Below are 14,173 nucleotides of genomic sequence, written 5' to 3' on the forward strand. Positions count from 1 at the left end.
CCCGTGCCGCGCGTCGCCGAGAAGTAGCGAGTCGGGTCATCCTCGAGGATGACCTTCGACCCCTAGACGGATGGGGAAGAAGCCTGAGCCCAGAAACGCTTGGGGATGCGGCCCGCTTGCCTGGCGAGGTAGCCCGCCCGCACGGCGGCCGACATTGCCGATGCCATGAGTTCGGGTTCCTTTGCCCTGGTCACGGCGGTGGCGAGCAGGACTGCCGAGCAGCCGAGCTCCATGGCGAGGGCGGCGTCGCTGGCGGTGCCGATGCCCGCGTCGAGGATGACGGGGACGCCGGCGGCCGCGACGATCATTTCGATGTTGTGGGGGTTGCCGATGCCCAAACCGGTACCGATCGGGGAGCCGAGCGGCATGACGGCGGCGCAGCCCGCTTCTTCGAGTCGGCGGGCGAGGATGGGGTCGTCGGTGGTGTACGGGAGGACGACGAAACCGTCGTCGACGAGCTTTTCGGCGGCGTCGAGGAGTTCGAAGGGGTCGGGCAGCAGGGTGCGGTCGTCGGCGACCACCTCGAGCTTGACCCAGTTGGTGTCGAGGGCCTCGCGGGCCAGCTGAGCGGTGAGCACAGCTTCGGCGGCGGTGCGACAGCCCGCGGTGTTGGGCAGCAGGGTGATATCGAGGCGCTTGAGCAGATCGAGGACGCCGGTGCCGCCCGCGGCGTCGACCCGGCGCATCGCGACAGTGGTGAGCTCGGTGCCCGACGCGATCAGAGCCTGTTCGAGGACGGCGAGGTTCTCGGCGCCGCCGGTGCCCATGATCAAGCGGGAGCCGAACTCCTTGTCGGCGATGCGCAACGGCGACTCAGCCACCCTGCACCGCCGTGAGCACCTCGATGGTCCAGCCGCGGCCGACCGGTTCGTCCCAGCGGGATTTCGAGAAGACCGCACCGTCGACCGCCAATGCCACACCCTGGCAAGGCAATTCGAGCTTTGCCAGCAGCTCGCGGACGCTGAGCGGCTCGGGGAACTCGTGGTCGACACCGTTGACGGTGACGCCGATCGGGATGGTCGAGGTCATCGAACTCCTCCTTGCGACAGAGATGGCATCTGCGATGCCGGAAAACGTTGGGGTGAAGCGGCTTCGACAACCGCGGGCGTCGCACCGTCGAGCAGCGCGGGCACGACCGCCGCGGTGAGCGCCAGGGTGAGCATGCCGTTGCGGCCGTGCCCGGTGGCGGCGATGACCCGGTCGTCGAGGTGGCCGAGCAGCGGGAGGTTATCGGGGGTTCCCGGCCTCGAACCCGCATTCGCTTCGGCCAGTTCGTATTCGGCGATGCCGGGCAGGATGGTCTCGGCGTCGGCGATCAGGTCACGGACCCCACCGACGGTGACAGTGGTGTCGAAGCCCGCTTCGTATTGTGTTGCACCGACGACGATTCCGTCTTCGCGGGGAACCAAGTAGACCTGCCTGCCGTGAACTCGGGCGCGGATCACCCTTGTCGGCGCCGGACTGACGCCGGGCCTGCGACGCAACCGGAGGATCTCGCCCTTCACCGGACGCACCGGTAGGCCCGGCCAGAGCTCGGCGGAGCGGGCGCCCGCCGCGAGGATGATCCGGTCGTGCGGGAGATCATCCAGTGCGGCAACGGATTCGGTGCGGATCTCGACACCTGCCGCGGCGCAGGCGGACTGGAGCGCACGCAGGACCCGCCGGTTGTCGATGGCGGGTTCGGTTTTCGCGTGCAGGCCCGCTCGGACGGTGCGCGCGAGCGCGGGTTCCAGTGCGCGGACACCCGCGCGGTCGAGCACTCGCAGGTCGTGGCCGAAACCGGCCAGCCAGTCCGAGACGGTGCGCAGGTCGGTGGCGTCGGCACCGTCGAGCGCGACGGTGAGCGTCTCATCGGCCACGAACATCGATTCGCCCGAGATCCCGCGCAGTCTGTCCGCGAAGGCGGGCCACTCCGCGAGCGCGGCGGCGCCGAAGGCGAGGACGCGATCCTCACCTGGCCAGCCTTCCGACAGGGGGGCGAGCATTCCGCCTGCCACGAAGGAGGCGCCGCGCGCGGGTTCGGGGTCATAGACGGTGACTGCCCAGCCCGCGTCGGCCGCTCGCCATGCGACGGCGAGTCCGACGGCGCCGCCGCCAACGACCGCCAGCGTTCGCATCGCGTTCCTACCTGTCTCGATCAGCGGCTGCTGCCGCGGGTTCTCGGGCTTACTCCCCCGATCTTCCTCTCCCACCCGTGACGCCTTCGTCGCGACCTGAAGATCAGTCGAGTTCGGGGCGGCCGCGCGCTGACTCCGCAGTGGCCGAAGCCGCGGTACTGGGCATGCGGCGCTCGCGTCTCAACGGTAGCGCGACTACCGTCGACATCGTGCAGTCCTCCCATCCGAACCGTTCTGTCCCGCCCCGGGAGCGCCTGTCGAGCGCGCTGCTGTATCTGTGCACCGATGCACGGCGAGAGAAGGGCGATCTGGCCCGATTCGTCGATGCGGCGCTCGCCGGTGGCGTCGATATCGTGCAGCTCAGGGACAAGGGGTCGCCGGGCGAGGCCGAATTCGGTCCGCTCGAGGCCAAGGCCGAACTGGGCGCGCTCGCCGAGATCAAGGCCGCGACCCGCCGACACGGCGCCTTGCTCGCGGTGAACGACCGCGCCGATATCGCATTGGCCGCGGGCGCCGACGTGCTGCACCTGGGCCAGGGTGACCTTCCGCCGGCGTATGCCCGCCGCGTCGTCGGCCCCGATGTGGTGATCGGCCGCTCCACCCACAACCGCAACCAGGCAGGACTGGCCGCCATCGACGGCCACCTGGACTACTTCTGCACCGGCCCGATCTGGACCACGCCGACCAAGCCCGGCCGCCAAGCCGCAGGCGTCGACTTCCTCCGCTCGACCGCCGAATCGCACCCGACGCTGCCGTGGTTCGCCATCGGCGGGGTCGACGGGCAGCGGCTGCCCGAGGTGCTCGGCGCTGGTGCCCGCCGTGTGGTCGTGGTCCGGGCGATCACCGAGGCGGCTGACCCGGAGGCCGCAGCCCGTGAGCTCAAGCAAGCGCTACTCGCCGCGAATTGACACCGCTCGCCTCTCCGCAGCGCTCGCGATCGGACAGAACCGGCGCTCAGGTGAGGATGTCGGCTCGGGTCAGGGCGGGGCCATCGGGAGCATCCGCGTCGAGGACGATCTCGATGCCCGGTCCGTCGACACGGGTGTGCAACCAGAAGAACCCCTGGTCGGGCAGTTCGATCGTGCGGGGTAGCGCGTCGGCGAGTTCGGTGTCGGCCTCGAGGCGTACGCGCAGCGGCACCGCTCGCAGTTCGGTCCACGCGGTCGCGAAGCCGGGGTGCAACGGCAGGTCGGCGACCTCGTCCTCGGGGACCCAGGCCAGTTCGGCGCTCTCCTTGTTGGCGACCGTGGGCAGCGGCTTGTCGGCGTCGGCGATGACAGTGATGTAGGTCCAGCCGCTCGGGGCGGTCATGGTGAGGCGCTCGGCGCGAACCCGGAGATCATCGGCGGTGATGCCCGCTTCTTCCTCAGCCTCCCTGACGGCCGCGTGCTCGGGTGACTCGTGCGAATCGCGCGCCCCGCCGGGCAGCGCCCAGGTACCGCCCTGATGACTCCACGGCGCCCGGTGCTGCAACAGCACCGCCGACCCCCCACCGGGCAACGGTGCGCGCAGCAGTAGCCCCGCCGCACCGAACTTGCCCCAGTGCTTGACCCCATCAGGGCTCTTGTACCAGCCGTCGCCATCGCCGCGCATCCCATACTCTTTCCTCCGAGCAGCCGAACAGCAACCGCTTCGGGGGTATGTGAGGGGCTGCGCTACCCGTACGCCCACAATAAACTCCGCACAGGTAGGTGTGCACGAACAGCGCCGGGAGGTGAACGATGGTCGAACCGGGGAATCGCAATGCCTCGACGGAGGTGGCGGCCGTCCGTGTTCGCCCGTCATCGCAGGCCAAGACGGGTGTGGAGCCCTCCGCGACGGGCGGGGCCGCGCCGGTGACACCGCGCTGGGCGCCGTTGCGTCGACCGGCTGCGCCCGTCGATCGACCCCCCGCGCCCGACGTCAGAGCGTTGCGCGCGCAGTTCCAGCCCGCCCGCTTGCGCAGTTTCGCGCACTCCTCGCCGGGGCGCCTGGTTGCCGCCGGACTGGTCCTGATGGTGCTGTGCGTGATCGCGGGCGCGGTGACTTCGACGACTGTGAGTGAGCGTCAGCAAGCTCTCGGCGTCCTGCTCGACGACACCGAACCCGACGCGCATTCGGCCAACCACCTCTACACCTCGCTCTCGATCGCCGACGCCGCCGCAGGCACCGCGTTCATCGCGGGCGGACTCGAACCACAAGCGGTGCGCGACCGCTACACCCAGGCCATCGGCGAAGCCGCCGCCGAGCTGGTGACCCAGGCCGGCCACATCTCCGATGCGGAGGCGGCCGACCCGTCGGGCGCCGATCGCCGCCTGCGCACCGGCATCGCGACCGGCCTGCCCGTCTACAGCGGGCTGATCGAGACCGCGCGGGTGAACAATCGCAACGGCTATCCCGTCGGCGCGGCGTATCTGAGCGAGGCATCGCATCAGATGCAGACCGGGTTGCTGCCGATGGCCGAGGAGCTCGAAGACCATCGCTTCGACGCGGTCACCGCCGCGCAGTACCGGCACGTGCAGCCACCGTGGACGGCGATCCTGCTGCTGGTGGTGGCACTCGGCGCGCTGATCTGGGTGCAGGTCGAGCTGGCACGGCGCTCGCGCCGGTTCTTCAATATGGGCCTGCTGATCGGCACCGGCGCGCTGGCACTGACGCTGATCTGGACGGTGGCGGCCGGTTCGGTCTCCGCGGTGGCGATGATTCGCTGCCGCGACGAGGGAGCGGTGCCGTCGGCCCGGTTGGCCGAGAGCCGAATCCTGGTGCAGCAAGCCAGATCAGCGGAAATGGTGAAGCTGGTGCGCCGCGACGCGACCGGCGACTACGACCGTACTTTCGATACCAATGCCGCCCGGCTCACCGAGCTGCTCGCCGGTTATCCCGAGGACGCCCCCGCGCGCGACGAGGTGGCGCACGCGCGCGCCGCGCTGACCCGCTGGCAGTCGGCCCATCAGCGGATGAACGACACACTCGAGCGTGGCGATTTCATGGGTGCGGCGGCCGTGGCCACCGGTCCGAGCGCCGCCGATTCGGCCGCCCAGGTCGACGCCCTCGACCGAGCACTCGACAAGGCGGGCGCGGTGACCCGGGATACCTTGCGTGCCAAGGTCTCACAAGCGACCGACGTGCTCTCGTTCCTCGCCCCCGGCGCGTTCGTGCTCGGGATCGCGGCGGCGGCGTGCGTCGCGCTCGGGTTGTGGCCGCGGCTGCGGGAGTACCGGTGATGCGCGGGCGCGTCCTCGCGGCGCTGGTGTTGGCCGGGCTGCTCGTCGGCTGCTCCGACAGCACGCCCGCGCCCGATGAGCGTGGCGTCTATTCCGAACCGCCGTTACCCGCCAAGGCCATTCCGATCGGCACCGACACCCCCGTACCCCCCACCGGCGGCGCGCAGTGCGGCGATCCGACCGCGAGCCTGCGGCCGAGCACCGCCGCAGGCCCGACGATCGATGCCATTCGCGCGCGCGGCAGGCTCGTGGTCGGACTCGACGCGGGCAGCAATCTGTTCAGCTTCCGCGATCCGCTCAGCGGTCGGATCGTCGGCTTCGACGCCGACATCGCCCGCGAGATCGCCCGCGACCTGCTCGGCAACCCCGATCTGATCGAATACCGCAGTCTCGCTTCGGAAGAGCGCGAGCGGGCGCTGCAGGCTCACACCGTCGACCTGATCGCGAAGACGATGACGATCACCTGCGAACGACGTCAGCGGGTGGCGTTCTCGACGGTGTATCTGCGGGCCGATCAGCGGGTGCTCGCGGTGAAGGGTTCCGGCATCGACGGCCTCGCAGACCTGGCGGGCAAGCGCGTGTGCGTGGTGCGCGGCACCACCTCGCTCGATCACATCCGCCGCGACCAGCCGGCCGCCACGATTCTGACGGTCCCGACCTGGGCCGACTGCCTGGTGGTCCTGCAGCAACGCCAGGTCGACGCGGTGAGCACCGACGACTCGATCCTGGCCGGCCTGGCCGCCCAGGACCCCTACACCGAGGTGGTCGGCGGCAGTATCAGCGCCGAACCGTACGGCATCGGCATCCCGAAGGGCGACGACGACCTGGTGCGTTTCGTCAACGCCACCCTGGATCGCATCCGCAACGACGGCACCTGGACCCGCATCCACCGCCGCTGGCTCGCGACCCTCGGCGAGACACCGAGCCCACCCGCCCCGAAGTACCAGGACTGACGGCCATGAGCACGACTTCTCCGAATGATGAACCACGGCATGGCGATCCGGCAGCGCAGCCACGTGATGAGTCGGCACCGCATGACCCGGAACGGCGCGAGCCCACTCAGCTGACCCAGCGTCAGCGGCCGGGCACGCTGCCCGGTGGGTGGACCCTGCCTGCCGATGACGAGACCCGGCCATTGCCCAAACTCACCGCCGAGGCCGCCGCGGAGTTCGCCAGAAAGCAGGCGAGCAGCCGCGACCAGACTCCGTCGACCGATGCCACCGAGCGCGCGAAAGAGTCCGGCGCCGCCCAGCGCTCGGGCGGGGATTCCGACGACGCCAGGACTTCGCAGCATGCGGATCTCGCTACCCAGCGGGCGAGTCGACCCGTGACAGCGGGCAGCGAGTCCGCGGCCTACGCGGCGACCGAAGCCGCCCAGCGTGCCCCGGCGCCGTACGCGCCGACCGAAGCCGCACCGCGCGCCCCCATCACCGCGCCGCACGCGGCGACCGAGGCCGCTCAGCGCACCGAACCACCTGGCACGCAGGCGACCGAATCCTGGCCCTCCACGCCGCAGACCGGTGGGAGTACCCGGTCGGGGCGCAGTGTGCGAACGGCGCGTTCGCGGCCTACCCGACGGCTCGGGGCCGGACTGGTGCCGATTCCGACGGTGACCCCGGCCGACCCGCGTGCCGCTGTGCTGACGGATCCGATGGTGTCGGAGGGTCGGCGCTACTGCTGGCGCTGTAGCAATCCGGTCGGGCGTTCCACGCCGGCGCGGGCCGCGTCGACCAGCGGTGAATGCGAAACCTGCGGAGCCGCTTACGATTTCCGGCCGTCACTGCACGAAGGCGATATGGTCGCCGGGCAGTACGAGATCCAGGGGTGCATCGCGCACGGCGGACTCGGCTGGATCTATCTGGCCATCGACCGCAATGTGAGCGATCGATGGGTGGTGCTCAAGGGGCTGCTGCACGCGGGTGACGCCGAAGCGCAGGCCGTCGCGGTGGCCGAGCGGCAATTCCTGGCCGAGGTGGCGCATCCGAGCATCGTCAAGATCCACAACTTCGTCGAGCACACCGCCGGTGACGGTTCGATCGGCTACATCGTGATGGAGTACGTCGGCGGCCACTCGCTGCGGGACATTCTCGATGCCAGGCCCCGCGGTGAGCAGATGCCACTGGCCGAGGCCATCGCCTATGTGCTGGAGATCCTGCCCGCGCTGGAACATCTGCATTCGATCGGCCTCACCTACAACGACCTCAAGCCCGACAACGTGATGGTCACCGAGGACCAGGTGAAGCTGATCGACCTCGGCGCGGTCGCCACCATCGACGCCTACGGAAACCTGTACGGCACCAAAGGGTTCCAGGCTCCGGAGATCGCCCGGACCGGCCCGACACCCGCCTCCGATGTCTACACCGTCGGCCGCACGATCGCCGCACTCACGCTGGCGCTGCCCAGCGAACACGGCCGCTACCTCGACGGCATCCCCGACCCCGCCGACGAACCGCTGCTTGCCCGCTACGAGTTCTTCCACCGATTCCTGCTCACCGCCACCGATCCCGATCCGGCACAGCGGTTTCCGTCGGCGCGGGCGATGTCGGCACAGCTGGCCGGTGTGCTGCGCGAGATCCTCGCCTACGACACCGGCACCGAACATCCACAGCTGTCCACAGTGTTCAGTCCACAGCGCTCCAGCTTCGGCACCGAGGAACTGATCAGCCAGACCGACGCCTATCTCGACGGTGCCGGTCGCTCACCGCTGCTCGATTCCGGCGATGTGGTTGCCGCACTCCCGATTCCACTGATCGACCCCGCCGACCCGTCGGCCCCGCTGCTGGCCGCGACCGCCAACCCGGAACCCGAACGGGTGCTCGAGGCGCTGCACGATTCCCGCGAGCGGGCCGAAGCCGACCCCGACAACGCCCCCGATACCCTGGCGGGCGAATTGCTGTTCGCCGAGGCGCGAGCGCGGCTGGAACTGGGCGAGTCGGCGGCGGTACTGCACCTGCTCGAACGGGTACCCAACGAATCCGATTGGCGCACGGACTGGTTCACCGGTCAGGCGTATCTGCTCGAACTCGACTACGAGGCCGCCTTCGCCTCGTTCGAAGCGGTGCTGCGGGTGCTGCCCGGTGAGATCGCACCCAAACTGGCGCTGGCCGCCACCGCGGAACTCATTCTGCAACACTGGGATTCCGACGCGCCCGAACAGTGGCGCAGCTTCGCGCAACGCTATTACGACACCGTGTGGCGCACCGATCGGGCCGTGGTGAGCGCGGCATTCGGCCTGGCCAGGCAGCTGGCGGTGGCGGGGCGAGTCGGCGAAGCGGTGCACGCGCTCGATGACGTGCCCGCCGCGTCCCGCCACTTCACCACCGCCCAGACCACGGCAATCCTGTTGCTACTCACCAGCTCCCCCGTCGCCGACCTCGACGAGCAGATCCTGCGCCTGGCCGCCTCGCGCGCTCAGTCCATCGGTCCCGGCGAGCACCGGGCCACTCTCATGCGCACCCTGGTCCAGGGCACCGCGTTGGCCTGGCTACAGGCCGGGAACACGCCGAAACGCAAGGACGCCAAGCTGTTCGGGCGCGGCTTCGCCGAACGCGAACTGCGCGACGGCACCGAATCGGGCCTGCGCTCCCTCGCCCGCAACGCTCCGCACCGAGCCCACCGCTACGCCCTCGTCGACCTGGCCAACTCGCTGCGCCCCAAATCCTGGTTCTGAGATTCTGGCGGCTGGCGCCGCGGGTTTCGGCCTGGGAACCGCACTGACACCTACCGAATTCAGGTGTTAGCGACCAGTTCGTTGGCCGCTCGGGCGATAGCCAGTTCCTCATTGGTTGGTACCACCAGCACCGTCACCGGGGCGAAGTCCGGCGAAATGCGGCGGATGCCAGGGGCTCTCGTCTCGTTGCGGGTCGGGTCGACTTCGATGCCGAGCGCCTGTAGTCCGGCCAGGGCGTCGGCGCGCACCGCCGGGCTGTTCTCACCCACACCCGCGGTGAAGATGATGGCGTCGACGGTGCCGAGTTCCACCAGGTAGGCGCCGAGGTAGCGGCGCAGGCGGTGGATGTAGACGTCGTAGGCGAGCTTCGCCTGAGTGTCGCCACCATCGATGAGCTGCTGCAATTCACGGAAGTCGTTGACCCCGCTCATGCCCTTGAGGCCGGAATCGCGGTTGAGCAGTTGCTCCACCTGACTCACATCCAGATCGGCCGCCCGCATGAGATACGGCGTGACACCAGGATCCAGATCGCCCGGCCTGGTCCCCATCACGAGACCTTCGAGCGGGGTCATACCCATGGTGGTGTCGATCGCGACCCCACCTTGGATCGACGACGCGGACGCGCCGTTGCCGAGGTGGAAGACGATCTGGTTCAGCTCTTCGGTCGGCCTACCCAGGAATTCCGCGGCCTTCTCCGACACGTACTGGTGCGAGGTGCCGTGGAAGCCGTACTTGCGAATACCGTGGGCCGCAGCGAGTTTCGCGTCGATCGCATAGGTCTTGGCGGCGTCGGGCATGGTGTGGAAGAACGCCGTGTCGAAGACCGCGACCTGGGGAATGCCGGGCAGCAGCTCTCGCGTGGACTCGATGCCGACCACATTGGCGGGATTGTGCAGCGGTGCGAGCACCGACAGTTCGTCGATGGCGTGCAGCACGTCGTCGGTGATCAGGGTCGGCTCCCAGAACACCTCGCCGCCGTGGACCACCCGGTGCCCGACCGCGCCGATTCCGATCGTGGTCAGGTCGAGGCCGGTCTCGCACAACATCTCGAACGCCCGCAGCAGACCGGCTTTGTGATCGGGTATCGGCCCGTCGTAGTCGAGTTTGACGGGGCCTGCCTCGTGCACGATCCGCCCGCCGTGCGCCTCACCGATCTTCTCGACCAGCCCGGAGGCCAGGACTTCCGCCGAGACCGCGTGCAGCAGTTGGTATTTGATCGACGAAGAGCCGCTGTTCAGCACCAGTACCAGGTCGCTCACTTGCCATCTCCCTGTGCCTGAATGGCGGTGATCGCCACCGTGTTGACGATGTCGGCGACCAGCGCGCCGCGTGAAAGATCGTTCACCGGCTTGCGCAAACCCTGCAGCACCGGACCGATCGCCACCGCGCCCGCGCTACGCTGCACCGCCTTGTAGGTGTTGTTGCCGGTATTGAGGTCGGGGAAGACGAAAACCGTTGCCTTGCCCGCTACGTCGGAATCGGGCAGCTTGGCCGAGGCGACGGAGGGCTCGATCGCCGCGTCGTACTGGATCGGGCCTTCCACCGGCAGTTCCGGCGCCCGCTCACGCACGAGTTCGGTGGCCGCGCGGACCTTGTCGACATCGGCGCCGGTGCCGGACGCACCGGTCGAGTACGACAGCATCGCCACCCTGGGGTCGATGCCGAACCGGGCCGCCGTGCCCGCCGAGGACACCGCGATATCGGCCAGCTGCTCCGAGGTGGGATCGGGCACCACCGCGCAATCGCCATAGGCGAGAACACGATCGGCCAAGCACATCAGGAACACACTCGACACCGTGGAGACACCGGGCACCGTCTTGATGATCTCGAACGAGGGCCGGATCGTGTGCGCGGTGGTGTGCGCGGCACCGGAGACCATGCCGTCGGCGATCCCCTTGTAGACCATCATGGTGCCGAAATAGGAGATGTCGGCCATGGTTTCGCGCGCACGCTCGAGCGTCATGCCCTTGTGCTTGCGCAGTTCGGTGTACTCGGCGGCGAATTCGTCGAGATGGCCCGAGGTGCGCGGGTCCATCACCTGGGCGGCGGCGATGTCGACACCGAGCTCGGCGGCACGCGCCCGCACCGAGGTCTCGTCGCCGAGAATGGTGAGGTCGGCGATCTTGCGCTGCAGCACCCGTCCGGCCGCGCGAAGGATGCGGTCGTCGTCGCCCTCTGGCAGCACGATGCGTTTGCGATCGGCGCGGGCGCGTTCGATCAGCCGGTATTCGAACATCTGCGGTGTCACGACCGCCGAGGACGGAACCTGGATGCGCCGCAACAGCTCCGGCGCGTCGACACGCTGTTCCATGAGCGCGAACGCGGTGTCGACCTTGCGCGGGCTGCCCGCCCACATGCGGCCGCGGGTGCGGTGCACGGCACTGGCGGTGTCGTAGGTGCCGAGCTCGGTGGCCAGGATCGGCAGCCTGGGGTGCAAGCCCTCCATCAGCCGCGCGATCGCCGGGTGTGGGCGAAGGCCACCGTTCATGATCACGCCTGCCAGCGACGGGAACCCTTCTGCCTCATGGGCGTTCACGAGGCTCAGCAACACATCGGAGCGGTCGCCCGGCGCGATCACCACCACACCGTCGGAGAGTCGCTCCAGGATGTGTTCGGCGGTCATGCCGCCGACCATGATGCGCAACGCCTCACGCTGCAGCAATTCCGGGTCGCCACTGTAGATTTCGCCGTCGATCGCCTCGCACAGCTCGCCCATGGTCGGCGCCATCAGCAGCGGCACTTCGGGCAGCGTCCAGGACGGCACCTCGAAACCCGCCAGGGTGGTGGCGATTTCGTCGAGTTCGTCGGGAACGCAGCGATTGGCCACGATCGCGACCAGGTGGGCGTGCTCGGCGGTGAGCTCGGTGGTACACAGTTCGACCAGTTGCTTGACCTCGCCGGGCGTGCGGTCGGCACCGCGAACGACCAGCAGAACCGGCGCGCCCAGGTTCACCGCGATGCGGGCGTTGAAGCGCAGTTCGCTCGGGCTGGCGACGTCGGTGTAGTCGCTGCCGACGATCACCACCGCGTCGCAGGCCTTGGCGACGTCGTGGAAACGCATCACGATGTCGCTGATCGCGGCGGTGGGGTCGCGGTGCACGTCCTCGTAGGTGACGCCGATCGCCTGTTCGTAGCTGATATCGGCGGTGCTGTGCTCGAGCAGCAGTTCGAGGATGTAGTCGGGTTCGTCGGTGGAGCGGGTGATCGGACGGAACACGCCAACGCGTGCGGTGGTCGCGCACAGCATGCCGAGGACACCCAGTGCCACCGTCGATTTTCCGGTGTCACCCTCCGGTGAGGCGATGTACACGGTGGACGGCGCTTGTTCGACCATGCTCGCGAGCTTAGTGAATCGGCGGCGATTCAGGGGCTCGGCGGGGTCCGATCGGTCGCGTTATAGTCCGCCCAAATGACACTCAGTCCCCGGATCCGGGTGCGATCTGTCGGGCTATAGTCCGCCAAAATGACACTCAGTCCCCGGATCCGGGTGCGATCTGTCGCGTTATAGTCCGCCCCATGACATCGCAGTTCCCGGATCGGCAGTGGGGTTCGCGCACCAATCCCCTGTCCCGCGCAGCCAACCGTTTCGCCGCGACCAAGCCGGGTTCCTGGCTGATCCGCACGATCACCCCACTCGACCGGGCCCTGCTCGAACGCACCGATGCCAAATACACCGTGCTCGGCCCGATCGGCGCCCCGGTGATCCTGCTCACCACCACCGGCCGCAAGTCCGGGGCCGCGCGCACCCAGCCACTGCTCTACGTCCACGACGGCGACGCTCTCTACGTGGTGGGTTCCAACTTCGGCCAGCAACACCACCCGGCGTGGACCGGCAACCTGCTCGCCGACCCGTCAGCCACCGTCGCCATCGCGGGCGAGCGCATCCCGGTCACCGCAACCCCGATCCCCGACGCGGACAAGGACGCGATCTTCGCCCGCTTCATCGACATCACCGGCGCCTACGCCGCCTACCGCGATCGCACCACCCGCAACCTGCGCATGTTCGCCCTGCGCCGGGCATAAGGACCCGCGACTCGTCCTACTGAACCGGGTCGAAGACAGCGAACCCGAGGTGATTCAGACCTTGTCGACCTCGCCGTTCGCCAGTGCCTTCTGCAGGGAGTTGAACACCGTCAGGCCCTGGCCGACCATGCCGTTGAGCAATTCACCGACGCCGTCGGGGCCGTTGAGAACGGTGAGATTGGCGCCTGCCAGGCCGTGGGAGGCCTGCTTGACGATTTCGGGGAGTTGCTCGATGAGCATCTGGTCCAACGCGATTCGGTTGTTGGACGCAGCCGCTTCGGCCTGGATACGGGTACGGTCGGCCTCGGCTACGGCGAGGATGCGGACCCGTTCCGCTTCTGCCTCAGCGGGTTTCACCACTTCGGCCTGAAGTTGCTGTTCGCGGAGTTCAGCGTTCTTGCGGGCCTGCTCAGCCTGGGCGTGCAGGACCGCCTGCCTGGCGATGGCGTCGGCGAGCGGGCCCGCCTGTGCCGCTTCGGCATTGGCCTTGTCGATATCGCGCTGGTACTGGGCCTTGAGGATCGAGGTTTCGCGCTCGTATTCGGCGCGACGGCGCAGCGATTCCTGTTCGGCTTCGGCGGAGCGCTGGGAGGCTTGGGCCTGGGCGATCTGGGCATCGCGCTGGACCGCCGCATTGTGCGGTGCGGCCAGGGCATTGATGTAGCCGAGGTTGCCGTCGTCGATGGATTGGATCTGGAACGAGTCGACCCACAGGCCGATATTGCTCATCTCCACTTTGGAGGCGATGAGTACCTCGTCGGCCAGCTTCTGGCGTTCGCGGATGATCTCCTCGACCGTCATCGAGCCGACGATCGAGCGCAGGTGACCGGAGAAGATGCGGCCCGTCAGCACCGACATCTCCTGCTCCTGCTCGGACAGGAAGCGTTGTGCCGCATTGACAATCGACTGGGTGTCGTTGGCGACCTTGAACGCGATCACCGCACGCACATCGAGCTGGATGGCCTGCTTGGTGACGCAGCGCTCGCGGATCTCGGATTCGAACATGGCCAGCGACAGGTAGCGGACCTTCCGGAACAGCGGCACCACCCAGGTGCCGCGCCCGATAACCACCTTGAACGGGGTGTCGTCCTTGGTCTTGGCGCCACTGACCAGCATGGCTTCGTCGGGATCGGGAACGTGATAGCCCAGCATGGCGGGCC

The 14,173-nt window shown here is 68.5% G+C and carries 12 protein-coding genes; 5 read left to right on the forward strand and 7 right to left on the reverse strand.

What is annotated here, in order from left to right; all coding sequences use genetic code 11:
* Positions 1–62: 62 nt before the first annotated feature.
* From ACFWO8_RS04990 to thiO, 3 genes are read right to left on the reverse strand one after another with little or no spacing between them, the layout of a single operon-like run.
* The gene (locus ACFWO8_RS04990) at positions 63–821 is read right to left on the reverse strand and encodes a thiazole synthase (RefSeq protein WP_378927978.1); all 759 of its coding nucleotides are present in this window, start codon (positions 819–821) and stop codon (positions 63–65) included.
* Positions 814–1,029, reverse strand: coding sequence for a sulfur carrier protein ThiS (gene thiS, locus ACFWO8_RS04995; protein WP_358104244.1), 216 nt, complete (start codon positions 1,027–1,029; stop codon positions 814–816). The genes ACFWO8_RS04990 and thiS overlap by 8 nt, the downstream gene beginning before the upstream one ends.
* The gene (gene thiO, locus ACFWO8_RS05000; protein WP_378942458.1) at positions 1,026–2,117 is read right to left on the reverse strand and encodes a glycine oxidase ThiO; all 1,092 of its coding nucleotides are present in this window, start codon (positions 2,115–2,117) and stop codon (positions 1,026–1,028) included. Before thiO ends, thiS begins: the two co-directional genes overlap by 4 nt.
* A 164-nt stretch (positions 2,118–2,281) precedes the next feature.
* Between thiO and thiE the strand changes: the two genes are divergently transcribed.
* Entirely contained in the window at positions 2,282–3,025 is a 744-nt protein-coding gene (thiE, locus tag ACFWO8_RS05005; protein ID WP_378942464.1) for a thiamine phosphate synthase, read from the forward strand.
* Between the two features lie 46 nt (positions 3,026–3,071).
* Here the strand turns inward: thiE and ACFWO8_RS05010 are convergent, their stop codons facing one another.
* Positions 3,072–3,710 carry an NUDIX domain-containing protein gene (locus tag ACFWO8_RS05010; protein WP_378942469.1) on the reverse strand — a complete coding sequence of 213 codons (639 nt, stop codon included), beginning with the start codon at positions 3,708–3,710 and terminating at the stop codon, positions 3,072–3,074.
* Between the two features lie 128 nt (positions 3,711–3,838).
* On the opposite strand from ACFWO8_RS05010, the gene ACFWO8_RS05015 reads away from it, so the two are divergent.
* Genes ACFWO8_RS05015 through ACFWO8_RS05025 form a run of 3 tightly spaced genes read left to right on the forward strand, consistent with a single transcriptional unit; the run spans position 3,839 to position 8,990 of the window.
* Positions 3,839–5,320: a hypothetical protein gene (locus ACFWO8_RS05015; RefSeq protein WP_378942473.1), complete on the forward strand. Its 1,482-nt coding sequence runs from the start codon at positions 3,839–3,841 to the stop codon at positions 5,318–5,320.
* Positions 5,320–6,273 carry a glutamate ABC transporter substrate-binding protein gene (locus ACFWO8_RS05020; protein ID WP_378942477.1) on the forward strand — a complete coding sequence of 318 codons (954 nt, stop codon included), beginning with the start codon at positions 5,320–5,322 and terminating at the stop codon, positions 6,271–6,273. Before ACFWO8_RS05015 ends, ACFWO8_RS05020 begins: the two co-directional genes overlap by 1 nt.
* A 5-nt stretch (positions 6,274–6,278) precedes the next feature.
* Positions 6,279–8,990, forward strand: coding sequence for a tetratricopeptide repeat protein (locus ACFWO8_RS05025; RefSeq protein WP_378942482.1), 2,712 nt, complete (start codon positions 6,279–6,281; stop codon positions 8,988–8,990).
* A 59-nt stretch (positions 8,991–9,049) separates the two neighbouring features.
* Here ACFWO8_RS05025 and ACFWO8_RS05030 read toward each other — a convergent pair whose 3' ends face one another.
* The gene (locus ACFWO8_RS05030) at positions 9,050–10,249 is read right to left on the reverse strand and encodes an acetate kinase (protein WP_378942491.1); all 1,200 of its coding nucleotides are present in this window, start codon (positions 10,247–10,249) and stop codon (positions 9,050–9,052) included.
* Entirely contained in the window at positions 10,246–12,324 is a 2,079-nt protein-coding gene (gene pta, locus ACFWO8_RS05035) for a phosphate acetyltransferase (protein ID WP_378942494.1), read from the reverse strand. The genes ACFWO8_RS05030 and pta overlap by 4 nt, the downstream gene beginning before the upstream one ends.
* Positions 12,325–12,506: 182 nt before the next feature.
* Between pta and ACFWO8_RS05040 the strand changes: the two genes are divergently transcribed.
* Complete coding sequence (locus ACFWO8_RS05040) at positions 12,507–13,013, forward strand: nitroreductase/quinone reductase family protein (RefSeq protein WP_378942499.1); 507 nt, start codon at positions 12,507–12,509, stop codon at positions 13,011–13,013.
* A 54-nt stretch (positions 13,014–13,067) separates the two neighbouring features.
* Here ACFWO8_RS05040 and ACFWO8_RS05045 read toward each other — a convergent pair whose 3' ends face one another.
* On the reverse strand, positions 13,068–14,165 hold the full coding sequence (locus tag ACFWO8_RS05045; protein WP_378942508.1) for an SPFH domain-containing protein: 1,098 nt from the start codon (positions 14,163–14,165) through the stop codon (positions 13,068–13,070).
* Positions 14,166–14,173: the final 8 nt, after the last annotated feature.

The sequence above is a fragment of the Nocardia sp. NPDC058480 genome (genome assembly GCF_042720495.1).
Taxonomy (GTDB): domain Bacteria; phylum Actinomycetota; class Actinomycetes; order Mycobacteriales; family Mycobacteriaceae; genus Nocardia.